The organism is Pseudoalteromonas obscura (assembly GCF_030135505.1).
GTDB lineage: Bacteria > Pseudomonadota > Gammaproteobacteria > Enterobacterales > Alteromonadaceae > Pseudoalteromonas > Pseudoalteromonas obscura.
The window spans coordinates 25416-50478 of record NZ_JASJUT010000005.1 but is presented as its reverse complement, the minus strand read 5'-3'; the positions used below and the strand labels follow the sequence as shown (position 1 = coordinate 50478).

General features: G+C 43.9%; 18 protein-coding genes. 5 read left to right on the top strand and 13 right to left on the bottom strand.

What is annotated here, in order from left to right; genetic code table 11:
- Positions 1–45: 45 nt before the first annotated feature.
- Together QNM18_RS13460 and QNM18_RS13455 are read left to right on the top strand one after the other, a co-directional pair.
- Positions 46–732 (top strand): pirin family protein, encoded by a 687-nt coding sequence (locus QNM18_RS13460; RefSeq protein ID WP_284137516.1) that lies wholly within the window; start codon positions 46–48, stop codon positions 730–732.
- Positions 733–761: 29 nt separating this feature from the next.
- Positions 762–977, top strand: a complete 216-nt coding sequence (locus tag QNM18_RS13455; RefSeq protein ID WP_284137515.1) for a putative antibiotic biosynthesis monooxygenase — start codon at positions 762–764, stop codon at positions 975–977.
- A gap of 58 nt (positions 978–1035) precedes the next feature.
- On the opposite strand, the gene QNM18_RS13450 is transcribed toward QNM18_RS13455, so the two are convergent.
- The 6 genes from QNM18_RS13450 to QNM18_RS13425 form a co-directional block, all read right to left on the bottom strand.
- Complete coding sequence (locus tag QNM18_RS13450) at positions 1036–1884, bottom strand: hypothetical protein (RefSeq protein ID WP_211011681.1); 849 nt, start codon at positions 1882–1884, stop codon at positions 1036–1038.
- Between the two features lie 444 nt (positions 1885–2328).
- The gene (locus tag QNM18_RS13445; RefSeq protein ID WP_284137514.1) at positions 2329–4263 is read right to left on the bottom strand and encodes a M4 family metallopeptidase; all 1935 of its coding nucleotides are present in this window, start codon (positions 4261–4263) and stop codon (positions 2329–2331) included.
- An 88-nt stretch (positions 4264–4351) separates the two neighbouring features.
- Complete coding sequence (locus tag QNM18_RS13440) at positions 4352–5977, bottom strand: S8 family serine peptidase (RefSeq protein WP_284137513.1); 1626 nt, start codon at positions 5975–5977, stop codon at positions 4352–4354.
- Between the two features lie 12 nt (positions 5978–5989).
- Positions 5990–8059, bottom strand: a complete 2070-nt coding sequence (locus QNM18_RS13435) for a S8 family serine peptidase (RefSeq protein WP_284137512.1) — start codon at positions 8057–8059, stop codon at positions 5990–5992.
- 266 nt (positions 8060–8325) lie between these two features.
- Positions 8326–10416: a S8 family serine peptidase gene (locus tag QNM18_RS13430; protein WP_284137511.1), complete on the bottom strand. Its 2091-nt coding sequence runs from the start codon at positions 10414–10416 to the stop codon at positions 8326–8328.
- 578 nt (positions 10417–10994) lie between these two features.
- The gene (locus QNM18_RS13425; protein ID WP_211011685.1) at positions 10995–11834 is read right to left on the bottom strand and encodes a helix-turn-helix domain-containing protein; all 840 of its coding nucleotides are present in this window, start codon (positions 11832–11834) and stop codon (positions 10995–10997) included.
- 464 nt (positions 11835–12298) lie between these two features.
- On the opposite strand from QNM18_RS13425, the gene QNM18_RS13420 reads away from it, so the two are divergent.
- Positions 12299–13177: a DMT family transporter gene (locus QNM18_RS13420; protein WP_211011686.1), complete on the top strand. Its 879-nt coding sequence runs from the start codon at positions 12299–12301 to the stop codon at positions 13175–13177.
- Positions 13178–13218: 41 nt separating this feature from the next.
- Positions 13219–13746 (top strand): hypothetical protein, encoded by a 528-nt coding sequence (locus QNM18_RS13415; protein WP_284137510.1) that lies wholly within the window; start codon positions 13219–13221, stop codon positions 13744–13746.
- 45 nt (positions 13747–13791) lie between these two features.
- On the opposite strand, the gene QNM18_RS13410 is transcribed toward QNM18_RS13415, so the two are convergent.
- The 4 genes from QNM18_RS13410 to QNM18_RS13395 all read right to left on the bottom strand — a co-directional run bounded on the left by QNM18_RS13410 (position 13792) and on the right by QNM18_RS13395 (position 18484).
- Entirely contained in the window at positions 13792–14808 is a 1017-nt protein-coding gene (locus tag QNM18_RS13410; RefSeq protein WP_211011688.1) for a serine hydrolase domain-containing protein, read from the bottom strand.
- A 114-nt stretch (positions 14809–14922) separates the two neighbouring features.
- Positions 14923–15921 (bottom strand): AraC family transcriptional regulator, encoded by a 999-nt coding sequence (locus tag QNM18_RS13405; RefSeq protein WP_284137509.1) that lies wholly within the window; start codon positions 15919–15921, stop codon positions 14923–14925.
- Positions 15922–15927: 6 nt separating this feature from the next.
- On the bottom strand, positions 15928–16701 hold the full coding sequence (locus QNM18_RS13400; protein WP_284137508.1) for an SDR family NAD(P)-dependent oxidoreductase: 774 nt from the start codon (positions 16699–16701) through the stop codon (positions 15928–15930).
- An 883-nt stretch (positions 16702–17584) separates the two neighbouring features.
- Entirely contained in the window at positions 17585–18484 is a 900-nt protein-coding gene (locus QNM18_RS13395; protein WP_284137507.1) for a DMT family transporter, read from the bottom strand.
- Positions 18485–18708: 224 nt separating this feature from the next.
- Between QNM18_RS13395 and QNM18_RS13390 the strand changes: the two genes are divergently transcribed.
- Positions 18709–19770 carry a bifunctional transcriptional activator/DNA repair enzyme AdaA gene (locus QNM18_RS13390; RefSeq protein WP_284137506.1) on the top strand — a complete coding sequence of 354 codons (1062 nt, stop codon included), beginning with the start codon at positions 18709–18711 and terminating at the stop codon, positions 19768–19770.
- Positions 19771–20293: 523 nt separating this feature from the next.
- On the opposite strand, the gene QNM18_RS13385 is transcribed toward QNM18_RS13390, so the two are convergent.
- The 3 genes from QNM18_RS13385 to QNM18_RS13375 form a co-directional block, all read right to left on the bottom strand.
- A complete protein-coding gene (locus tag QNM18_RS13385) occupies positions 20294–20581 on the bottom strand; it encodes a hypothetical protein (protein WP_211011699.1) in 288 nt (95 codons plus the stop codon).
- Positions 20582–21069: 488 nt separating this feature from the next.
- Complete coding sequence (locus QNM18_RS13380; protein ID WP_284137505.1) at positions 21070–22818, bottom strand: ABC transporter ATP-binding protein; 1749 nt, start codon at positions 22816–22818, stop codon at positions 21070–21072.
- A gap of 14 nt (positions 22819–22832) precedes the next feature.
- Positions 22833–24644, bottom strand: coding sequence for an ABC transporter ATP-binding protein (locus tag QNM18_RS13375; RefSeq protein WP_284137504.1), 1812 nt, complete (start codon positions 24642–24644; stop codon positions 22833–22835).
- Between the last annotated feature and the right edge of the window lie 419 nt (positions 24645–25063).

Below are 25063 nucleotides of genomic sequence, written 5' to 3'. Positions count from 1 at the left end.
TTTACTCATCACTTAGAAACAGATTAAACACAATAGGAAACCACGATGAATATTCTTTCTAGAGACACATTACAATTAGGCGGTTTTGCAGGGATCACAGAGCACAGACTGGTAACCGACAGTCGAGTATTTGCCGGACGTAAAAAGCCGGAAACATTTGAAGGGTTGGGTAGCATGGTCTACCTTGCAGACGCCCGTTACCTGCCACACGGCCAATCAGGTATGCACCCACACAGCGAAATTGACGTCATTTCAATTGTGCTAGAGGGGCGCGTCAGTCACGAGGGTTCGCTCGAACACGGCAAAGATTTAATAGCAGGTGATGTACAAGTTCAAAGGGCTGGCGGTGAAGGTTTCAGCCACAATGAAATTAACCCGGATGACCAACCGAATCGCATGTTGCAAGTGTGGGCACTGCCAGAGGTATCTGGACAAGCTGCTGAATATAAGTCGTACACACCTAAAACAAAAGGTACAACACGCATTTATGGCGGTAGCCAATCACAAACCGATACCTTTGCCAGTGCCACTACAATGGACATCGTCCATTTAGATACCGCTGACAGTATCGAGATAGCCAATGATGCATTGGTTTATGTTATTGCTGGTAACGCGGAGCTGCGCCACATAGATGAATCCTTTGATATAAAAGAAGGTGATTTAGTTAGAAATACAGAACTAAAAATCGTCGCTAGAGCGCATACACAACTGCTCGTTGTCTCTCATCGCTAACCTCAGCTCAAACAATAGGTGCAATGACTATGAAAACCAGCACACCGAATCAACATTTACTGGCTTTGATCAACTACCTTGCATTACTGCCACTGGTGTATTTTATTCCTGAGCTGATAGCGCCATTTATTGGCGCAAATAAACTGCTGCATGTTGCCATTGCAGTGGCACTTATCGTGCCCGTGATCTCGTACGTTGTCATGCCTGTTGCGGTAAAACTTCTTTCAAGGAACGACGCACAATGATGACTACACAATACCACCCACAGTGTGGGTGGTTTAGTTGTCTATCGACGATAAGTTATCAGTGGAATGACAAACCATACATTAATACACGGCCTGCATTATAATAATCAGCCGTGCCTGTTGCTGAGATCCTGATTTTGGAAGTCGTTACAGCCTCAGGTAATCTATAAAGCTCTCTGACAAACCCCTTGCTAGGAATGCTAGAGGTAAACTCAAAGTCACCCTTTTTGACCCAAGCACCATTTTCCCAAGCTTCCAGCGTAAATGTGGTTAACCTATTTCCTTGACCATTATTGTAAGTACCAAGCTTAAAAGACTGTATTGTAAAGTTTCTTTTCAACTCAATTGAAAACGACATAGGGAAAGGTAAACCACCTTTGTCGGACATCATGTAAATGCCTTTTGTCGCATCATCTGTATCCATCAGGCAAGTTTCATCCAGAGGTCTGGTGTAATCAAATTCTCCGCCTGAGAATACCGGATCTGAGTCCAGACGGACAACATCAGAACATCCAGGTGGGGTTGTTAAAGCATCACTGTATTCAAAACCGAAGTCCCCTTTGCTGCCGTTAGAGCCGTACCAAGTACCTGTCCAGACATTTGAGGCATTTCGAGTACCTGTAAACCATTTTACGTTGCCATTGTCATTGAGTTTAAAGTGAACTCTAGGCTCTAGACCACTGCCGTAGAAGGCATTATTGGTTTCCTCGACTTCACCTGACAAAGTCACGTATTGGCCATCGTTACCGATAAGCATATTGCCCTGTTGAATTAAATTTACCGAAATCGAGTTTGTTGCATGGTTAACACCATCAAGTGAATCATCGAAGTTAATCACGACGTTTTGCGCAAATGCATAGGGCGCTGCGAAAAGTGAAGCCAGAACAATCCTTTTACTAAGTTTCATGTTTATACCTTTAAAGTCAGTTGTTTTTTTAGTCATTTACAGATATCTACTACCATAGACTCCGAACGAAAGAAAATAATTACCAAATTGTGTTGTGGCATTCTTACATGTAGACATGACGAAACGTATCGTCCAAAAGCTTGCTTTCTTAACTTTCGATTATTGGCTTCACCATGTGCTCTCGCTGTACCTGACTCCTACTGAAATATTGATAACTGAAATGCTGACTAGATAAAAGATATCTGCAGTAAGTGGAATATATAAATTTGAAGTCTTTTATCTGTGTCCACGCAGTAATGGGCATGTGTTACTTGCAAAAAACAATAGCCAGAATACAGCTCTGGCTATTGCACACTGGCATGACAGTTTATTCAACATACGTTAACTGTCCCGGCAACGACATTTTTATATTACTAACTCATGTTATTGCCATATAAAGCGTGCTCATCCTTCACATGGCTGCACAAAACGCCAAACACCAAATGTCCCCGAGTTCAGATCTGGTCTTTCACCTTGCGTCCACCACCTTGCTCGATAGACTTTATTTTCATACGCAGAGTAACTACCGAGTACAAAAACTTTGTCATTACCCCACTGCTCAAAGCGACAACCTTTATCCTTTAGGGATAAATAGGCTACTTTTACATGCACTTCCCCCAGCGCATCTTCCACCCTAAGGGTTACTTTGTGACTACCCGGCTTCGCGAATGTATAGTTTGGGCTAGATTGCGCTGACGTGGCGCCATCACCAAAGTCCCACAAATAACTCACGATGCCTTTATCATCAACAGAGGTATCTTGGAATGCCACGACTAGATCTTGGGCGTTATACGTAAAGTTCGCTTGTGGTCCAATATTACCGTCGGACTCACAGCCACTGTCATCTTTCACGCCACTGCTATAAATGCCCGCAGCTTCTAGGGCCAACACAACATCATTGACACAGTAACCATAATCTTTAGCCGCCAGATACATGCCTTGCCCAGCATTGTCGAAGTCCGTATTGACGTGCCAGTAGAGTCGATTGGCTTGTGTCATAACATCAAATGCTTGTTTAATATTCCAGCCTTCAGATGTTGCAAGTCGATAGAAGATTAAACTGAAGATACCACCATTGGCATGCTGTCCCGCGCTTTCACTGTAGTCATCAATGTGTTTGATGACAGGGTTTTTCATATCTCGAGTAAATCCGCCGTTTTTACTCAACTCATCTCCTATTTTCCAGCTAAACTCACCATTTAAAAAGTCATGCATGGCTGCTGCGGTCATATCAGAATACGCTTCATCCAAAGCACCTGAAATGCCGAAAAATCCTAGCTGGGCATTGGCACTGGTGAAACCATGCGCAAGCTCATGGGCAACCACATCCAATGTTGTAAATGGATAGTAGTCGTGATTGCCATCACCAAATGATGCAATATTGTAGTTCCAAAACCCGCCAACGAGATCGACATCTCTGTGAACTTGAATTTTGATTTTTTCAGGATAAAGACGAGTATCATACCGCTCTTGATACATACGTATTGTTTGTTGTGTGAAGCCATGGGCATCATTGAGGGGAGAGTTAGCGCCATTTTTTGCCCGTTGGTCATTGTCGTAACAGGCAAAGCTGTGGATCTCCGGCTCACCTTGTTTGTTTTTTAGATCCCATGTTGCAAACAATGCATTGTCCAGCGTACACACGCCATTTTCTTCACGTATGTCCAAAGCTGGGTAACGCGCTTGAGGGCCAAATCGATAATCACCAGTCGCGCCATTGCCACCCGGCCCCGTCGCTTTTGCAGGTTGAAAACGGCGCAAATCATCCCAGCGTTTTATCACCTTGCCAGTGTGCGCATCAATGATAAAGTGCGGGCTTGTAGGTTGTTTTCCTTGCCATTCAAAAAAGCCAACTCTCCACACTAGATGCGCTCGACTATGTTCATCCAACCAAACATATAGTTTGCCATGGGTGTTTTCCAGCGCTTGCAGGTCCAAGCTGCGACCATCTGCTTTGACAGCTAATTGCAGCGCGGCGTGATAATCCACCCCCGGGTCAATACTGTGAATATCGTCGCTGATCTTAGCAATAAATTGACCAATAAAATCGTAGCTTTTACCTTGCTTATCGGTGCTTGCCACAACCGACGCCCCGTATACTGGGATGCCTTTAAAGTATTGCTGATATTTCGTCCGCTTTTGCCCATTGGGGACCAAAGATTGAGCCTGTTCTTTATAACTATTCTCTTGGTTTTGTAAACTAGGTAATTGCGCATTAAATAGCTGTTGCGACAATTGATGTTGGGTACTCAAATCGACTTTTTCCGCTGCATTGACTTGTGAGAACAATGCGACATTTATTGCGCAAAAAGCCCATTGAACACGTTTCAACTTGTGCATTTGATAGTCCTTATTTTGAATTTTCTGAGCGAGTGTATGTGGGCACAACCTGAATGTTCCAGCTATGCCCGCGTTTTATGGCTCGTTTTTACGGCGCATAGCAGCGCGCTAACTTTTGCCATAAATGAGGGTATAAATCAGGCCTTATTCCAGCGCCCCAATGTAGTGCTCGGTACTTATAGTTTTGGTAAAACACCACCTCTCCTATTTGATAGCTGACATCAACTTGCCACTGCTTATGCCCTTCACATTGCGGTGGTAGGCCGCTATCAATCTCTATGGTTTGCACATGAATACCAGTTTGACCGTCAGAGTCTGTCACCGTTAAACTCACACGATAATGGCCGTCATTGAAGTAACTGTGTTCAGGGTTTGCCAGCGCCGATTGATGACCGTCTCCAAAATCCCACAGATGAGCCGCGATATACTGGTCATCACTGCTTTGATCGGTAAAGTAAACACTGCGCATAGATATTTGGTAGTCAAAATCAGCGACAGGTTTTGAGGCGCTAGGTTTACCACATCCCATTTTTTGCAGATAGTTGTCAGCTGTATACGCTTGAATTAGGCCAAACCCGTATTCGTCATCTCGACCATAATCTCCTTTGTCGATGGCGGTATACTGCAGTGCGTCTCGCAACTGTTCATTAGTGCATCCGGGGTGTTTGTTCCAGAGCAAAGTAGCTATTCCCGCAACATGAGGGCTTGCCATGGAGGTCCCGCTCATCAATTTGTAGCCTAAGTCATGACTGGTTGATTTTACCCTGACACCGGGCGCAGCTAGCTCTACCGCATCATTAAACTGAGAAAACCGTGCTTTATCCGCGTTACTATCTACCGCAGCTACCGAAATAACCTCACTGTATGATGCCGGATAGTTTTTACTGCTGGTGCCATTGTTACCCGCAGCAGCAACATGCAACATGCCCTGTTGATAGCTCTTTTCGAACGCCAATCGTTCTGCTTGCGAGTGATGAGGTCCACCTAAGCTCATATTAGTGACATTGCCACCTTGCGCCAAACAGTCCTCAATGGCCGCAATAATGTCAGAGCCATAAGCGCCCCGCCCTGCATCATCAAATACTTTTGAAATATGTAATTTAATCGGTGCACTGCCATGAACACCGGTAACCCCGACCCCGTTGCCACCTAAAGCAGCAATGGTGCCTGCAACATGAGTACCGTGACCAAGACCATCTTTGCGCCAGTCTCCTGTTGCCAAGGTGCCAAAATTACTTGCCCCTGTGACATTGCGAGTAGGAAGGTCTGGATGCTCAACACTGTATCCGCTGTCTAACACGCACACCTTCTTGGGGCTACTTTGTGGCGGACGAATAAGATTTGCTTGCGTCATTGCCACCCCGTAGGGGATCTCCTCACTCGAAATCGTCCGAATTGGGTCCCGCTCAACAAACTCAATATCGGGTGAGAGACTCAGTTGCTGTTGTTGCGAAGCGGTCAAAACAAGTGTCATTGCATTGACTGACGGCAGCATTTTTTCAACCTGAAAACCTGACTGTTCAGCTACGCGTGCTAACCGTTTCGAGGTAAAGGTAGATACACGTTCAGGCTCAAGGGGCCCGTGTGAACTTTGCTGCCAAGGCGTATCCTTTAACTTAACTATGTAGTAGTGAGCAGCGCTCTGTGCGTTAGCAATACAAGGCAGCACCATACTGGCAATCAATAAAGACGAACATTGGAATTTCATAGACATTGTCAACCCCCTTTACAAACATGAACCTATCTTTGCCCATGGCTGTCCAGCACCATGATTTTGCTCTGGATTAATGCCTCGATTCCACCAGCGCGCCCGATATTCTGTATCATTGAGGTGGACGGTTTTTCCTTGACCGTAAGCGACTGTCACCAACCATGGGGTACTATCTGCACAACCTGGAGGCTTCTCACCAATTTGAATTTGTTGAGAAAACTCCGCCGATAGGCCTTCATTGTCAGCAACACGCAGGGTAACAAGGTAGCTGCCCGCTTTGGCATATTGGTGACTGACAGCCGCTTGTTGTGAGGTGAGGCCATCACCAAAGTCCCACAGATACGTCACTATCTCGCCGTCATCACTTGAATTATCGATTAAGTGCAGCGTTAGCTGTTCCGCTTGATAGGTAAAATGTGCTGTTGGCGCACCATCATTGGTTGTGCAAGTGCCATCAAATTGCCATACATTCGGATACGCAGCTGGCTGTGCGCCAGTTCCCCAATGAATCGCGGTATATTTGTTGTTTTGATATTTTACTTTGTCCCCTTTGCGGTATTCTGTACGACTATTCCACAGTGGCCGGTCTTCACAAATTGGCGCTATACCATCATCAACATCCAGCTGCTTTACCTTAAACCCTTGAATGTTATCTGTGTTTGTCACCTTTAGTTTGACTACATAGTCGCCTTCTTTGGCATACGCGTGGGTAGGGGATCGCTGTGTCGAACTTTTTCCATCACCGAACTCCCAAAAATATGAAACGATCCCTTGGTCATCCTGTGATGCATCTTGAAATGACACGGTTAAATGCGCCGCTTCATAGGTAAAGTCGGCCCGAGGCAAACCGGTTACCGGTTGGCACTCGAGGTTTTTAAGGTATTCATTGGCAGCAAAGGCTTTAACAATACCGAACCCATAGTAATCATCTCGGCCTTGCTCTCCTCTATCTTGAGCAGTTGCTTGCAGAGCTTGGCGGATCTGTGCATTGCTACAATTAGGGTGATGCCCCCAAATTAGTGCCGCAACACCCGAAACATGGGGCGTCGCCATAGAGGTCCCGCTCATAGTTCCATATTGACCTGAATTCAATGTAGAGAGTATGTCTACACCGGGAGCTGCCAACTCAACCTGATCATTATGGGTCGAAAAGCTCGCACGCTCACCTTGCTCATCAACCGCTGCAACTGCGATGACATTGTCATAAGAAGCTGGATAATGCTGGCTTTGCACGCCGCTATTTCCGGCGGCGGCGATGTGCAATACGCCTTGTGCATAAGTATCATTGAAAGCAATACGTTCAGCTTCGGAGGGCTGCCCCCCCCCTAAGCTCATGCTGGTAATTTGGGCACCTGCAGCAACACATTGATATATTGCAGCGGCAATATCTGAACCATAGGCCCAGCCCCCGCCGTTATTGAAAACTTTGACAATATGCAAGCCGAGCGTGCCCGAGGGGTTCACGCCGACAACGCCAATATCATTGTTGCCAATCGCAGCAACGGTACCGGCAACATGGGTTCCATGGCCATGACCATCTTGATACCAATGACCGGTGTTGTGCTCTCCATGACCATCACTACCTGTAACCCCCATATTTGGTAAATCAGGGTGACTCAAGGTATAACCAGTATCTAAAATACACACTTTTCGGTGCGGAGCACCGATATCACGGAGTAGATCTGCTTCGACCATTCTAATGCCGTATGGTGTAGTCTGCGCACTTAAATATCGCTTAGGGTCAACCTCTATTGATTGAACATCAGGATGGTTTTTTAAGCTGAGATACTGATCAGGCGTTAGCGTTAACGCCATTGCATATTGCTCTAAAAGGCGCAGTTTTGGCTGTGTTGATAGTTTTTCAGCTTGTATATCAAGATACCCTTGGGCATGTTCAAGCTGTTGAGCAGCAGAAAGGCCCCGCACTTTAGGGACATTAAATGTCACGATATAACGATTGCCCTCAATGGCAACATGTTTGCTCTGCAGGGCCACTGTGGTGAAATGAGAGAATAAAGATAAAGACAAAACTAAACCCCAAGCAGTTATTTTGCTGGGCTTAAAAAAAACTTTGGCGTTATTCATAATGAGCTCGATTGAAACACCTTGGCCACACGAATTGTGACCAAGGTGGATTAGAATAAAAAGGTGGGCGAACCCACCCCAGGTTGGTTAGCTAATACCAATCGGCATGAACAGAGTCACAAAAATGGCAATTAAATTGCACTCGACACCTCGCAATGCGCTCCAGTTGACGCTAACTACTCAAACGACTGCGATAGGTCATCAGCAAATTTACTCGCTCAAATTTACGCCCCTATGCATACTGATTGGTAAGTAATGAAACCGAATTAGTCACACTGTCCGTTGTTGATCCACACATCCCAGCGGCCAGAATATTGCTCAGGGTTTTTCCGTGTAGACCATTTTGCCGTGTACTTCACGTTGTTGAGGTGGACTTGATCGTCCATTATATAAGTTTTGTTGGCTTGCCAAGCAGGGAGCCCTCCACACGTTTGAACACCTTGATCGACTTTCACTGTCACTTCCTTACTACTGGAAAGCTGAGCTTGGTCTTGCACCGTCAACGTGATTGTATACTCCCCTTTGGTGGCATAAGTGTGTGAAGGTGCTTCGTGTGTGGAGCGATTGCCGTCACCAAAATCCCATTGATAGCTAACAATGTCGTTATCATCCCAAGAATTATTAATAAATTTGACAGTTAAGCCATTTGCTTGAGCGCTGAAATCCGCTGTGGGCGCAACATTGGCTGCATAACAACGGCCTTGTTTTTGCCAAATATCTGGGTAACGCGTTGGATAAGTCGCAAATGTGTCTTGCTTCGCAATATATTTGTAGTTTTGATAAAAAACCCGATCGCCAGGTGCATAAGTTTGATGCACTGAAAATCCAGGCAGCCCTTCACATTCGTCGGGAAGACCACTGTCTACAATCACTTCTTGCTGGCTAATGCTCGCTTTACCTTGGGCATCGGTTGCAAGTAAAGTGACATAATAACGACCATCATTTACATAGGTGTAAGTTGGATTTTGCTCCGTTGAAATATCTTTCTCTGGGTTGTTCACATCGTTAAACTGCCAAAAGTGACTTATTACAGCGCTGTCATCGGTGGACTGATCAATAAAAGAGACCGTTTGTGCGTCTATCGAGTGGCTATAGTTTGCCACTGGTTGCTGATTGATCGCACTGTCACAACCATGCTCAGTTAAATAGTCACTGGCAGCTTTAGCCTGAACAATCCCGTAGCCATAGTATTGATCTCGACCTGTTATGCCTCTATCTTGCGCACTTAGCACCAAAGCATTGCGAATATGCGCATTAGAACATTCGCGGTGATTACTCCATACCAATGCAGCAACACCTGTCACATGGGGCGTCGCCATAGAGGTACCACTCCACGCTGCATAGCGATTGCCTGGCAAGGTTGAGTTGACCTCCACGCCTGGTGCTGCCAATTCAACTTGACCATGAAACTGAGAAAAGCTCGCCCTATTACTGTGTTTGTCAACTGCGGCGACCGATATCACATTGTCATAAGACGCAGGAAAGTGCTCCATTGAAGAGCCATTGTTTCCTGCCGCAGCGATGTGTAAGATGCCATCGGCATATGTTCGGTTGAACGCGTCGTTTTCCACCACAGAGAACGAAGTACCGCCCAAACTCATATTAATGATATCAGCACCAGCATCAGCGCACTGATCTACCGCAAACGCAATTTCCGATCCGTAAGTCCACTCACCCTTATCATCAAACACTTTGACAATATGCAACCCAATTGTGCCTGACGGATTTACACCTACCACACCAAGGCCATTTCCACCAAGTGCAGCAATAGTGCCTGCAACATGAGTACCGTGACCATGCCCGTCATGAAACCAATCTCCTGTGTCGTAATCACCATGACCATCATCTCCAGTTACGCCTGTACTCGGTAAGTCAGGATGCTCAGGTGAATAACCGGTATCCATCACACAAACTTTCACATTGCTCGCTTGTGCATCTGACAGCAATCTAGCTTGAACCAAATCTATCCCATAAGGTATAGCTTCAGCAGCCAAATACCGCTTTGGGTCTACTTCAATATAGGCAGTATCTGGGTGCTTTAATAACGCTTGATATTGGCGCTCCGATAACTTTGCAGCAAACGCATTCTGACTCGGTAAAGCACGTAAGACTTGGCTATCAATGTCTTTGGCTAAATGTGTCATAAGTTGTGCTTTTGCCTGTGCTAGATGCTCACCTTGCATACCTTGAAGACTCAAACGCTGCGAAATTGCAATGTCATTCATTTTGACGATATAACGCTGTGAGTCGTCCTGTGCGAGCAAATTATTGGATAACAAGGCACCTAAAAGCCCCAAATTGATCAGCGACAGCTTGCCGCATCTTCGTTTGTCTGTACCAACATATACATTATTCATGATGACTGTCCTTACATGCTCATAATTAAGTGTTTTGTATGCTGAAAAGCTCCACGCGTAACAAAACATCTTTCATTTCAGCCACATGCAAATCCCCTTTTAGCGATAAATCACTATATAGAGGTGTTACTAACTTTTTGCAATCTAGGTGAGCATTGCATTACACCAAGCTAATCACACTAGATGTGGCCCCGAAAACCGCCCTATTGTCTGTTTCATTTTATCTATATAAATCATAAGCTCGAACACAATGTATACAATATAAATTTGATTGTATACATATTTTTAACTTTTAATTCACACAAAGATGAGTTTGAAGTGTGTTGTTAGGCGCAAACCGGGAATACTCACCAGTTAAATTCACTGACAATTTAAAACCGATATAACAGCAAGTATGTGGCCTTAAAGCTTAAAACTCTGAGTGATTGATATGTAAGCCTGTTGTCGCATTACAATGATGGCAACATGTAAACATCAATGTTGTTTGGTCAGCTAGAAACACGTTACTTTGCAACAAACTCAACACAAAAATCGTGTATCGGCTGCACATATTAGTACTTATTGTCACTGCTATTTACTTATAATGACTGCGCTCCAAGCCACTGAACTCTAAATTGTTGGGGTGAAACGCCAGTCTGTTTTTTGAAGAATCGGCAAAAATAGCTGGCGTCGTCATACCCCAGCTCATAGGAAACTGTTTTGATATTTTTATTTGAAAAAGCAAGTAAGCGCCTTGATTCAACAAGTACTTTTTCATGCAGTAATTGAGTTACAGATTTACCAAATTGTGCTTTGGCTAGCTCACTTAATCGCTTATTTGTCATCGCTAACTGTCGCGCGTAAAAACGGGTATCCTTGTGCTGAGAGAAGTTGTCGTCGATAAGCTTCAGCAACTGGATCATTCTTTGGTCTTGCCGAGTCTGCGAGAATGCCTCAGGGCCTAGGTATCGCATGACATAGCGTAAAAAAGAGACCAGAAGGTTACTCATCATATCTCTATCAGGAGATGCTAAAGCCAACTCATCCTCAATGATCTTTATCAAACTCCTTAAGTGCTGATCACCTACTTCATCTAACGTGATGAAAGGTACATCGCTGCGATTTTGCAAAAAGAGTTTACCAATAGGCTGCTGACTTTTAATCTGGGAGTCAATAAATTCGGCGTTAAAGGAAATTGCATAAATATTGTCCGGCAGTTCGTGAACGTCATGGACCTGCCCGGGTGTAATAAAGAACATTCTGCTCGGTAACATAGCATACTCTACAAAATCTATACTCTGTTTCCCCTCACCGGAAAGAACCCAAAAAACCTCAAAATATTCATGTCGATGGGGCTGTGGAGATTCAGGCTCTGCATCGACATCTAAAAACTCTACATCAAATGATGTCCCTTTAGGCAACCTTTTGGTATCTAGCATGTTTCCTCCAACAAGTAAGCGTGTAGATAAAGTTGACTATCACGCCCTAAGAATTCAACCTCTTAGAATGGTTCCCTTGTCCATGACATGTATATAAGCTTTCACTTTGCCTCGAGGCACAATAGTAGAAAGTCAAAGTATGCAGTACCACGACAAATTTTAAAGCGCATAATTCAACTAATTTATAGGATTATGTGAACATTTTGGAAAGCCAACCTAATTGAAAGAAGGTAACGCAAACACTTCATCAAAACACCATCTAGATATTAAAGTACTATCAAGAAGAACCCGAAGAAGAGGCAAAGTCATTTAAATTAGGAAGTTAATAATACTTCTAAGGCAATTGCTGAAAACACCCCACACTTCTTGGGCAAAAAGTGCCACAAAATAGAAAGATCATCCATTTATCAACATCTGAGAGAGTGAAAAAATAATTGCACATTTTTTATATCTCAGGTGGAACAATGAACATAAATACTCTGTTTTCAAACACGCAGTTTCTAGGACTATCTACCGCGATACTAGGGATATTATTAATGAGCTTTGACCCCATATTCATTCGATATGCGGGTGTGGGCGGAACTGATACTGTTTTCCTTTTCGGGTTATTTACCGCGATATCCATGCCTGTCTTTTTAGCCATAACAGATAAAAGAGGAATTTACCGCGCAGTTAAACAAAGCGGTTGGCCGCTTGTCGTAGCTAGTCTGTTAATGCTATTGGGCAGTAGCACCTTCGTGGTCAGCGTGAAACATACCACAATAGCAAATACCTTTTTAATCCTTGCGACTACGCCAGTGATTTCAGCACTATTTAGCTGGCTCATTTTACGTGAAAAGTTAAACAAAGATATCTGGATGCCCATAACCTTGTTACTCTTTGGCGTCATTATTGTTGCCAAAGGGTCGTTGTCTTCTCTTAATTGGTTTGGAGACGCCATGGCACTGCTCTCAGTAACAAGCCTTTCTTTACTTTTTGTTTTACTTAGAAAATACCAACAAATAAGTAAAATCGCGGCAGTTGGTTTGGCTGGCATGCTGATAGCCTTAACCATGTTTTATTATGCCGATCCGGCAAGTTACACCACCAATACTTGGCTCATAATGGCTGCAATGGGTTTATTTACAGCCCCATTGGGCAGAGTGTTGTCTATGATGGCGACAACTTACATTAGCGCCGCTGAAGTGTCCATGACCCTCGTGCTCGAAGCCGTCTTTGCTACCTTTTGGGCCTATCTATTTTTTCAAGAAATCCCCTCTTTAGATAGCATTTTTGGCGGCATGATCATTCTCTTGTCACTCACAATCTACATCTGGAGATCCATTAAATCTCAAAAGCTTTGATCTAATTCTCTGATTTTATTCTCTTATCATTAGGAGGTTTTATGAAAAACCAATCACTGCCTATTTTTATCGACGCCTTGTCTAAGATATGGGGGCCTTTAACAGCCGATTTGACTAAACACAGTAAACAACTTTTAGAAACACTCGCAGCAAATTGCAGGGATGAGGAGTGGGTACACACATTGCTCGTAAACAAAGCTCCCAGTACTATCGTTTTTCACAGTGAAAAGCACGGGTTTATCTTGCAAGCCCATGTAGAGCAACAAGGTGACTATAGCGTCCCCCATGACCACGGTAATGGTTGGGTTTTGTATGCGACAGTGACAGGAGCAGTTGAAATGGGTGTGTTTCATCAAGTTGTTCAACCAGATGGCACGCTGACAGCTGTACAAAAAGATAAATATCAGCAGAGACCCGGACAGTGTCATGTTTATTTGCCTGGGGATATTCATGACACCACAGCCTTGCAAAACGGCACGCTTATGCTTCGGCTAACAAGCTGCGATTTTGAAAAAGAATTCAGCGAAGGCCGATTGATTCGCTATATCCACAACTGCGATAGATGGTAACGCCTCCTTACTGAGCTTTATTAAAATTGGCTTTTAACAAGGAAGTTAAATGCCCTTTAGCTTGCGCATAAGATCAAAGCCGAGCTTAGTGACTTTTTGCCCTTTGAGTTTATGCAGCCCTGAAATATTAGATAGGATGATATAGCCTGACTTGTTTTGTAAGTCGAGCAACATAACAGAGCTATAACCGCCAGTTCCACCATCGTGAAAATACACCGTATCGGTTTTATTTGAGCTGTCTAATAAATACCAACCTAAAGCCATTTTGGTAAAACGTTTTTCATACACAAGCTGCTGCTGGCATTGTGTCCAAGACAACATGCCGTCAAATTGTGCAGCGGCGAATTGACCAAGATCTTGAACGGTCGACAGTACAGCTCCAGCCCCTTGCAATACCCCTAAATCCCAATTGTTGGTTGGCTCGCCACTTTTACTCAGGCCCATAACCAACTCACCATGAACATCACGCCAATTGCAGAAACTACGATGCATATTGAGCGGCTCAAAAATACGTTTTTGCAATAGCTGCCCGTAATTCATGCCATCCATCTTAGCCAGCACGTAACCCAGTAACCCCATCCCTAGGTTGGAATAATTGTGTGTGCGCTTGGTGTTGAGCTTTATATCATGGGCAAGATGCGTCAGAAGATCTGATTCCAAATAGGCAGCATAAGGGTTGTCTTTACGCTTAAACATTGCCTGCCAGAGCAGTCCTGGCGGCAGTCTTGGTAGGCCGGATGTGTGAGTTGCCAAAGACTCAAAGGAAATTTCCGCATTATCACGAATTTCAATTGCTAAATGTTCATTTATTGCGTCATTTAAACTCAGTTTGTTCTCACACACCATTTGCGCCAGTACTGCACAAGTAAACAATTTAGTTAATGAGCCTATCTCGAATACCGACGTGCGATTATCAACTTGTTCAACACCTTTTCGGCCATGCCTCGCACCGTAGTAGTGGCAGTCACCGGCCACAAACTTTGCCACAGCCAGCTCAGTATTGGGCGAGAACAAACCTACAACACTCTTTATTGCTTGTATTTCTTGATCGTCAAACTGCATATGCGTGCCCTTCCTTCTGTACTACCTTTATTGGAGCACATGCTTGGGCACACAACAAAACGAATAACGTAAGCAAATGTTTATATTGAAATAGATTGCATTACGCTGAACACGCTATATCGGCAACTGCTCCCGATAACTTCCAGGCGACACCCCACACCAAGTAGTGAATGCGCGAATAAATGAATTGGCTTCCTGATAACCCAATAAAAAAGCGATTTCGCTGAGCGACACATGTGACCGACTAAGATAATGCTTGGCCAATTGTAGACGCACATCTTGCAGAACTCGGTGAAAAGTAGTTTGCTCCTCAGTTAACTTGCGTTGCAGGGTGCGTTTACTCATAGTCAGCTTTTGTGCTACAAATTCTATGTCGCTATGCCCTGCTGGCAGAGATTCAACCAACACCGCGCGCACCCGTTCCACAATTGTGGCCGTCGCAGTGAGATCTGCTAACTTTTGCTTTAACCCACCTTCGAAGTAAGTCCACATACCTGAGTTTGCCGTCAAAAAAGGACGCACTGCATCTTCTGCTTTAAACATCAAAGATAGCTTGCTACCAAGCTTAGGTTTACACCCAAAAAACGTTTCGTATGCCGATAAATTATTCGGTAATTCCGGTAATATCACTGCCAGTGGGGTCACTTCATGACGAGTTGCTAAGCGCAACAATTTAGTAAAAAACACCATTTCAGTCAGCGCTAACACGGTTGGAACTGCACCTTCATACCCATAACAAGACAGCGCCATTTCTGTGCTCTTTTCATTCACGTCGAGATCCATTTTCATTGGGCCTATTAAAGGCTTGTAATGTTGGATCCGAGACAAAGCCGTGTTTAGATCAGGGCTACAAAGCGCAGCAAACAAAGGGGCGTCGAACACCTCAACGGTCAAATGCTCAGCTACCAATAAAGGCACATCCCGACCCTCTGCGGCCTTTTCAATCGCCAGCCACCAATCGAAATACTCTTTGGGTGAAAGCATGACCGAATCTCGGTTGAGTATATCCGCTGGCAGCTTGGAATAAGCCACCACAGTCTCAACATCAATATTCATGTCTTTGAGTAATATTTTACAATTGGAATGCACCGTGAACTTGCTAGCAATTTTCATAACTTGTTACTTTTCCATTGATTGACGAGACAACTTAAGCACCACTTTGCGAGGTAACAGGGGGGTGATCCAGTTTAGTAAAAACTGTAATTTCCGTTCATTAAAGGCCACCAGCTTGCCTTTTTGCATCGCTCGATATCCACATTCTGCCACCGACTTTGCCGACTTTGCATGTTTCCATACATCAACGCCTTCAAGGTTCCCCGCCGCCACAAAACCTGTATTAACCGCCCCGGGACACAGCGCGGTGGCCGTCACACCGGTGCCGTCCAGCTCTTCCGCAATAGCTTGTGTATAAGAAGTCACGTAGGCTTTTGATGCATAGTATACCGCCTGCAATGGGCCCGGTAAAAATGACACGGTAGAAGACACATTTAAAATACGTCCGTGCTTTCGAGCAATCATGCCTTTTGAATATAAGTGAGTAAGATCGGTCAGTGCAGTAATATTCACTTGCACCATTTGTTGATCCGATTCAAGATCACGCTGGTAAAACAACCCATGCCCCCCAAAACCAGCATTATTTATTAGCACATCAACCTCGATATTGAGCGCATTGGTTTTATCAAAAATACGCTGCGCCGCATGCGGTTGGGATAGGTCTTCACTTATCACCGTTGCTTTGATGCTGTATTTTATTTCAAGCTCCTTCGCTAACGCATTAAGCTTGTCTTGAGAGCGTGCAACCAATACCAAGTCGCCCCCTTGCTGCGCGTGAAGATGCGCCAGCTCTAGACCTATACCGCCCGATGCGCCTGTAATAAGTGCTGTATTTGCCATTTGTTTTACCTCTGTTTAAACCCCGCTGAACAATTAAATCCAGTATAAACATTCAAAACACGCCACACACTGACAATTTGTGACACCCAACATGCAAAAGATGACAACATTACTCAAAAGGTGCCAAAGTGGAAACCCCCATTACAGGTTTAAAGTAGTCTAAGACCGTGTTGCAGAAAAACTATCAACTTCCTCTTCCGTCATCCTGACGAAAGTCAGGATACATCTCACTCTATGTCATCAAACTCAACTGCACCTCACCCGTCATCCTGACGAAAGTCAGGATCCATCTTACTCTATGCCATCAAACTCAACTGCACCTCAGCAGTCACCCTGACGAAAGTCAGGATCCATCTCACTCTATGCCATCAAACTCAACTGCACCTCACCCGTCATCCTGACGAAAGTCAGGATACATCTCACTCTATGCCATCAAACTCAACTGCACCTCACCCGTCATCCTGACGAAAGTCAGGATCCATCTCACTCTATGCCATCAAACTCAACTGCACCTCACCCGTCATCCTGACGAAAGTCAGGATCCATCTCACTCTATGCCATCAAACTCAACTGCACCTCACCCGTCATCCTGACGAAAGTCAGGATCCATCTTACTCTACGCCATCAAACTCAACTGCACCTCACCCGTCATCCTGACGAAAGTCAGGATCCATCTCACTCTATGCCATCAAACTCAACTGCACCTCACCCGTCACCCTGACGAAAGTCAGGATCCATCTCACTCTATGCCATCAAACTCAACTGCACCTCACCCGTCACCCTGACGAAAGTCAGGATCCACGCCCAAATAAGACTCACTTTTGATACGCATCGTCACTTTGTTTAGAGACACTCAGGTTTACTTCGCTAGACTATGAAAACACTAAGCGCCAGTCAGCCTCAGTTGTCGCCATAAGCGCCCATCAATTACAGACAACCCTAAAGCAATAAGACCCATACCAATAAAGTGAATGGTTTCTAAAGATTCATTTAAGAACAGAGCGCCAAGAAAAACCGCCGAAACAGGCACAAGCAAAGTCACTAAAAGGACATTAGTCGCGCCAGCCAGCTCCAATACCTTAAAATAAAGTACATATGCTACAGCTGTGGAGCCAATGGCTAACCCCGCCACAGCTCCCCAAGTAATTACACTTATTGAACGGAAGTCGACAGCTCCCTCTAATAACAGCGTCAGCGGTATCATAATCAGAGTTGAAGCCGTCACTTGCCCTGCAGCCGTGCTCAGAGGATTAATTCCCATAGATTTAAATCGACGCCCATACACACCCGCAAATGCATAAGATAGTGCTGCCGCCACGACTGCTAGCTGGGCAAGTAATCTACCACTCCCTTCTAAAGCTGGCATGCCAATCATAACAACGACACCACAAAAGCCCAGCATAACCCCCACCAACTTCATAAAGCTTGGCCGTTCATCGGGCAATAAAACCCCGGCGACGATCACCGCAAAAATAGGCGTTGCGGCATTTAAAATAGATGCTAAACCCGATGCAATCTGCGTCTGACCCCAAACAATTAAAACAAAAGGGATAACATTATTGAGCAACCCCATAAAAAAGAATGCTCCCCACACTTTTAGGCTGTTAGGCGGGCGTTCACCTAAGGCAATGACCATCCCCCACAATACCAACGCAGCAATGCCCACTCGCAATGTTACAATTGTCAATGAAGGTAGCGAGCTAACTGTAACACCAACGAAGAAGAAAGAGCCCCCCCACAACATAGATAGTAGAACAAGCATGGTCCAAATTTTTATATTCATCGTGTGATTGATGGAAGTTGTCATAGTTCCTGTTACCAAGATATTTATAAGTATTAACCATGCTAGCGAGCGCACGTATAACATAACATCCGAATCTTGCGCCCTATTTAAATTTAGACTGGCAGTGTGCTGATTTAAAATAATTGCGCAGCAAGAATCAGATGTTATTTTAGAAACCGCTATGATGAAGTATGAATACTTTTAATTGACCAACGAGCCTGACTATGATGAAGCTCACTGAAGCTGAAATGGCAGCAGCAGTAAACCGCCGAGATCCTTCATTTGATGGACAGTTTTACTATGGCGTGATTACTACCGGCATTTTTTGTCAGCCTTCTTGCCCTACAAAATCAGCAAAGCCAGAAAACCTGAGGTTTTTTTACAACCAAGCGTCCGCCTTAGCGGCCAGTTTCAGACCATGTAAGCGCTGTAACCCCATTGCATCAACAAAAAAAGTCGACACACTTATAAATGTCGCTCGCCATATAGAAAAGCACGCAGATGAAAAACTGACGCTTGTCCAACTGGGCAAAGTTGCAGGCTTATCACCCTCTCAACTGCAAAGGTCATTTAAAACAATGTTTGGTGTGTCTCCAAAACACTATCAGGATGCAGTCCGAATGCGCCAATTCAAATGTCATTTGAAGGCGGGCGAAGGGATCACTGACGCTATCTACTCCTCTGGATTTGGCTCAATAAGCCGAGTGTATGGTGAAACCACACGCAATATCGGCATGTCACCTAAAGCCTATCGAGCAGGAGGCCAAGGAGAAGTGATTTACTACGCATGTAGAAAAACCTCTATTGGGCACATGGTGATGGCGGCAACAAGTCGGGGAGTATGTTCAGTGCAATTTGGAGATAATCAAAGGTCTTTAATAAATCTGTTGTCAGAAGAGTTCCCCAAAGCAAAACTCGTGCTATCAAAGGCACAGGATGCGCCTGAGCTTGATAACTGGATACATGCTCTGGACAACCATATCTCACACGGCGCCCCCAAACCTGATGTGCCGCTAGATATTATAGGCACGGCATTTCAGATTAAAGTCTGGCAATTCCTACTCAGTATTAAAGAGGGCGAGGTAATAAGCTATGGGGAAATCGCTGCACAAATTGACAACCCAAAAGCGGTTCGAGCCGTTGGCACAGCCTGTGGTAAAAACCGTATTGGTATATTGATCCCCTGCCACCGAGTATTGCGCAGCGACGGCACTTTAGGTGATTATCGGTGGGGATTAGAGCGAAAAAAGGCCCTGTTAGCCAAAGAAGGAGTTAAAAAGCAATAAGAGGTTTAAATGTGTAAAACACAGCCCTGCTCGACGCCATAATGATAAACGTCAGGATCCATGACGCCAAATACCACCAACCACGCCTATACCTCCGATGTCGTCCTGACGATGGTCAGGATCTCATAATGTCAAATACCACCAACCACGCCTTTACCTTTGATGTCATCCTGACGAAGGTCAGGATCCACTTTTTTGCAGTTTCCTATGTGTAATTTATTGATGGAGAATCTGAAACGCTTTTAAGCTGCCTGTACGGCAGTGAAGTATCGCTTTTTGGCTAAAAAAATATGAATTACAAACACATACCCTACTATAAGTAAAAATACCTTATGTTTTAGAAAGACTGTAACTTTTGATTTTTAAAGCCTCTGTATTACCTAAAAATAAAAGGGTATTTTCCTTTTTTGAATTGCAGGGCAAATGCGGGGACTTTCTAGATGTACTTAACGTCAAAAACCACTACTTTGCAGGTTAAATCCAACCAAAGAGGTCGTGAAACGACCTCATAGACTCTTGATACTTAGTTTGACTTATTTGCACAGTTTCTCGTACAACTCGTAAGATATGCACGGCAGTTTTTCCAAGGTGGAGCCCATTTTACACAGGCTTCATACTCATATTGACATCTGTCTGTACAGGCATTTGACGGAGTTAACTGGTCCAAAATAGTTGCTTTGGTTGTATAAGTTGCCGATGTTATCCCGTCAATATTGGCCGTTTGATTTGGAGTTGCTGACTGAGTACCTGCTGCATTCGCCGCAACACTTATTCCTAAACAACTGACCACTACCAGTAGCACTTTTCTCATTCGCTTTTCCTTAAATATCTAGTTGAATAAACACTTGTAAATTGACGCTACAAAAAACACACAAAATTAACAATTGAGTTATTTTCAACCACATTCCTTTTTACACCTTCACTGCGATAAACAATTTTTAAAATACCAGACAGAACATAATAGTATTAAGGGGCGCGCTATCTATTCCCTCTACACATAGCTAAGCGTCCTCAAGTACACTCATAGTCACTAAAAGTGATGGCTCGGCCTCTCCTATCTATTTAATCCCGCTGAATTTAACCCGTGTATATCGAACACATTCAAAACAATGTTAGGCAGTTTAATATTTACGGTTTAACCCCGTTTTCATAGGAAACACTTTACAAGTACACCAAAAATTATGACTCAATTTCTATTTCCCAGATTTTTAAACAGCATTGTGGCCCCCATTAAAATGCAGTGGGACAACACAAATAGAGTGATGTGTTTCTAGCAGGGAAACTGGCCGTCAATCCCCTTTACGCGGCTCGCGACTGTGCTCGCCACAACCGAGTGTAATAGCCGCCGATTGATAGTAAACAGCGGTGAGTACCTGACTCCACCAGCTTTCCCTCATTTATCACTAAAATGTTATCGGCGTGTATTATGTTCGATAAATGATGTGTCACTATGACGACCGTGCGATTTTTCATTAAGCGTGCAGTTGCACTGGCCACATCATTATGTGTAATTGGATCAAAAGATGTTGTTGTCTCATCAAGTAAGACAATCGGTGCGTTTTTCAGGAATGCTCTAGCGATGGCTATTCGCTGCCGTTGATGGGCAGATAACCTTATGCTCTTGTCGCCGACTTGAGTCGTTGCACCATTTGGTAACTGATTAATAAACTCAAGGCAATTGGCCTGTTCACAGGCCTGCAATACGTCTTCATTGCTGGCATCTGGTTTCGCTATTCGAATATTGTCCATTACACTGGCATCGATCAATTGCGCATTTTGCAGCACCATACTGAGCATGCTGAATACCCCTTGAGAGCCAATATCTTTTATATCTATTCCCCCGATTTTTATATGACCGGAAGCAGGCTCCACAAAACGTGAACACAACTTAAGTAATATCGAGGTGTCGTCACCCACTTCACCTACGATAGCAGTGACCGAGTTTTCAGGCACATAAAAAGAAGCATGCTCTATACCTTGGTCGATACCATTGCTGTATGACACACGCTCAAATTTAATACTATAACGCTTTGGCATGTGTACCTTAACAGGTTCAGTGAGTGTAGGCTTTCCTAACCATGATTCAAGATTTTGCTCAGATTGAACAGCAGTGCGCAATGCTCTGAATTGTTTATCAATACCGTATAAAGGGCAAAGTATTTGCATTAACAGTAGAGCATATATAATGGCTTCAAAGTCAATAGTTAAGACACTTTGCTCTGGCCGTGTCACCGCTAACATAGCGACAAATAGCACCACTATCATATTGAGTGCAATTCGGTAAGCCAATGCAGAACTGCTCTGCCATAACCCCATCTGCAAGCTGTGATGCTTATTGATTTTGAGCTGCTTTTCAACACGTGCGAGCCAATGGCACGATTGGCTGAACAACTTGAGCACCCGTAATGCCTCAATATAATCAGTCACCGTTCGACTAATTTGATTATCAGATAGCGCTTTTTCCTTTGTCATTTGCGCAAATTTATTTTTTGCGATACGCATCACATACAATGCGCTCATTACGCTTAGACAAACACCTAAAGTGTACAATGGTGAAATCAACGCCAATATGGCAACACCTAGAACCGTCGGTATGAATACAGCCAATAAATTCGGTACTATGTGAGTTAATCCATGTTCAACTGTTTTAATATCTTGGTTTATTTGCTTAGCAAATTCCGTGTTGGGTGTTTGATTAATTTGACCAAGTGGCAGTATTTTAATGTGGTTTATTAACTTTACTCTATAGGCATGAATTATCTGGGAGCTGGCGATAAAACTCTGTGAATAACCTAAATAGGCGCACACTAATTGCGTAAAAAGCAATCCGACTAATACAATGAGGTAACCGCTTAAACTCATAAATAATACATTTTCGTCACTTGTCGTGCGTAACTCACTATAGAGCCAATAAAAGCACAGTACGAGGGGGGAAATAGACAAGCAGCCTGCTACTACTCTAAACAAAACGCCGTTCACGTAGCGTTTTTTTCCCTCTTCGACATGCTTAAATACACGAAAAATACTGGTTATAGTTTGTCTATCCATATTAATGCTCGTATTTAGTGCTCATAACTTGCCTGAGGGGTTTGAGAAGTTGAAAGTGTTGAAGACTGGGTACCTTCACTTCTCTGTAATTGCCAGCCCTTTGCGTAGTAGTCACACCGTGCTAACAGAACTTCATGCGTACCTTGCGAAATAACTTCTCCATTGTGAAGCACATTAATTTGTTGACCATTTTCAAGGCCGAGATAGGTACATGTAAATACCAAAAACGTGGTGTTAGGATAATGACCTTTCAGTGCTTGATAGAATTTGGCATGAGAGTAGTTATCCATTGCCAAATCCGCATCATCTATGATCACCAAAGGAGGCGCATTGATGAGAGCTCTTGCGATCGCGATAAGTAACTTTTCACGACGAGATAAGTTATCACCTCGCGCTTGGAGCTGGGTTTCTAAGCCATTGGTTTGCTGCTGTAACCAAGGTTTTAGCTGAGATGCCACTACCGCATGCTCAAGGGCTGCGGTGCTCACTCCACTGCGCCCAAGCAAAATATTGTCACGTACAGAGCCTTCAAATAGGTAACTCTCCTGAGTCACTACTCCCATGTAGTTTATCCGCTCGCTATCCGATAACTCAGATACATCTTTGCCAAAAAGCTGCACTCGGCCTGATGACGGTGATATCAAGCCACTAGCTAACATTGCCAAAGTAGACTTACCATAGCCTGCACCTGCAAAGACCACATTGATCGCATGTGGGCGTAGCTCAAAGTGCACATTTTTCAGTATCGCGTGTTGCTTATAATTGAAGCCCACATTGTAAAATTGTAGCTGTGGATACTTTAGATCGATTGCTTGCGGGGCGCTTTTTTGGAGTGAATATTGGTTACCATACCAAGGCGTAATACGACGGATACTATCTTGCAACCCGCTGAACTCCTCTAAAAGATGATGAACACTGAGTATTGGCACAACCATACTCATGACCAATAACATGCTCAGAACCACATGCTCTAACGTTAATAGCTCTGCACTGTGCAACCATATCGCTGTCGGTAGCATAAAAATGAAAGAGGAGCCTAACAATGCCGAACACAGCACCCGGTTCAATGCCACTTGCTCAACAAAGCGGTGAGCTGCATCATGATAGTTATCAGCTTTATTGCCTAAAGTGGCAAAATGCTGACTATCTAAATCATGCACCTTCGTCAAAGGGGCGTATTTTACATAATCAGAAAATGTCGAATTTAGCTCCGTTTCAGCATCATTGACTTTTGCTTGGTATGAAGCCATTTTTGACATGATTAGACTGCTAGATATTCGTGCTATAGATACCACTGTGACAATACTCAGTGCCAGCCGCCAATCAATAAGGTACAGAGCAATAACTATCGCTAAACAAGATATTACAGCCTGTACAAGCTCAACAGTGTGCTGTGAGATTGCATCTTCTAACTTCTTAACATCCTCAATCAGGACATGTTTAAGCTCTTCTGGTTGATGTTTTGACAAGCATTTCTGCGATAAGGCGGCAAAGCAATTTACCAGCATCAGTCTAAGCTCGGTCAACGCTTTCAACGCGACCTGATGGCTAAAATAATACGCAGCCATACTCAATGCGGACTTGATTAATATTGCTCCAACTAAACCCAAAACAATCCAGGTCAATTTATCGACTGTACTGGGCAATGGTGAAAGCAACGTCTGAATAGACAAAAATAAAAGATAGATAGACAATAGTTCTGTAAGACTGATCGAGGCTGCTAAACTCAACACCAAAGTCACTTTGCCCTTGCAAGGTGCCAAGAGCGAAATAAAAACAGACCAAGGTTTTATGCTTTCCTCGACGTTATAAGGCTCAACACGCATATAAACAGCTCCTTGAAATGCGTTTTTAATTTAGGGCCGAACGGCTAGCCAGATAATATTAATGTCACTTAGCAATGCAATTGCCTTGTGATCAACAGCCAGTTTTGTTTAAGAGAACTTGTTTTGCATCAAACAAGCCTCACTCCTTTAAATAAAACTCACCATAAAGAATGAGTAAAGACTACAAGTATTACTCTACAGATCAACTTAAATTATTTCATGTCTAATATGCAGTTAACGTAATTCAAAACGAATTGAGCAGCTTCAAAATAAAAGTTTATTCATAGTCAGGCGATTAAAATAGCCGACTGATTAACGAAAAAATACACATAACAATCAAGGATCTCCCCATAGAATAACAACAATATTCACTTTTAATAGCTGGAACTCATTCTTTCCTATTAGCTAACAGACACTTA

Coding starts and splice junctions, on each gene's coding strand:
- QNM18_RS13460 (WP_284137516.1), top strand. CDS start 46: ATGAATATTCTTTCTAGAGACACATTACAATTAGGCGGTTTTGCAGGG.
- QNM18_RS13455 (WP_284137515.1), top strand. CDS start 762: ATGAAAACCAGCACACCGAATCAACATTTACTGGCTTTGATCAACTAC.
- QNM18_RS13450 (WP_211011681.1), bottom strand. CDS start 1,884: ATGAAACTTAGTAAAAGGATTGTTCTGGCTTCACTTTTCGCAGCGCCC.
- QNM18_RS13445 (WP_284137514.1), bottom strand. CDS start 4,263: ATGCACAAGTTGAAACGTGTTCAATGGGCTTTTTGCGCAATAAATGTC.
- QNM18_RS13440 (WP_284137513.1), bottom strand. CDS start 5,977: ATGTCTATGAAATTCCAATGTTCGTCTTTATTGATTGCCAGTATGGTG.
- QNM18_RS13435 (WP_284137512.1), bottom strand. CDS start 8,059: ATGAATAACGCCAAAGTTTTTTTTAAGCCCAGCAAAATAACTGCTTGG.
- QNM18_RS13430 (WP_284137511.1), bottom strand. CDS start 10,416: ATGAATAATGTATATGTTGGTACAGACAAACGAAGATGCGGCAAGCTG.
- QNM18_RS13425 (WP_211011685.1), bottom strand. CDS start 11,834: ATGCTAGATACCAAAAGGTTGCCTAAAGGGACATCATTTGATGTAGAG.
- QNM18_RS13420 (WP_211011686.1), top strand. CDS start 12,299: ATGAACATAAATACTCTGTTTTCAAACACGCAGTTTCTAGGACTATCT.
- QNM18_RS13415 (WP_284137510.1), top strand. CDS start 13,219: ATGAAAAACCAATCACTGCCTATTTTTATCGACGCCTTGTCTAAGATA.
- QNM18_RS13410 (WP_211011688.1), bottom strand. CDS start 14,808: ATGCAGTTTGACGATCAAGAAATACAAGCAATAAAGAGTGTTGTAGGT.
- QNM18_RS13405 (WP_284137509.1), bottom strand. CDS start 15,921: ATGAAAATTGCTAGCAAGTTCACGGTGCATTCCAATTGTAAAATATTA.
- QNM18_RS13400 (WP_284137508.1), bottom strand. CDS start 16,701: ATGGCAAATACAGCACTTATTACAGGCGCATCGGGCGGTATAGGTCTA.
- QNM18_RS13395 (WP_284137507.1), bottom strand. CDS start 18,484: ATGAATATAAAAATTTGGACCATGCTTGTTCTACTATCTATGTTGTGG.
- QNM18_RS13390 (WP_284137506.1), top strand. CDS start 18,709: ATGATGAAGCTCACTGAAGCTGAAATGGCAGCAGCAGTAAACCGCCGA.
- QNM18_RS13385 (WP_211011699.1), bottom strand. CDS start 20,581: ATGAGAAAAGTGCTACTGGTAGTGGTCAGTTGTTTAGGAATAAGTGTT.
- QNM18_RS13380 (WP_284137505.1), bottom strand. CDS start 22,818: ATGGATAGACAAACTATAACCAGTATTTTTCGTGTATTTAAGCATGTC.
- QNM18_RS13375 (WP_284137504.1), bottom strand. CDS start 24,644: ATGCGTGTTGAGCCTTATAACGTCGAGGAAAGCATAAAACCTTGGTCT.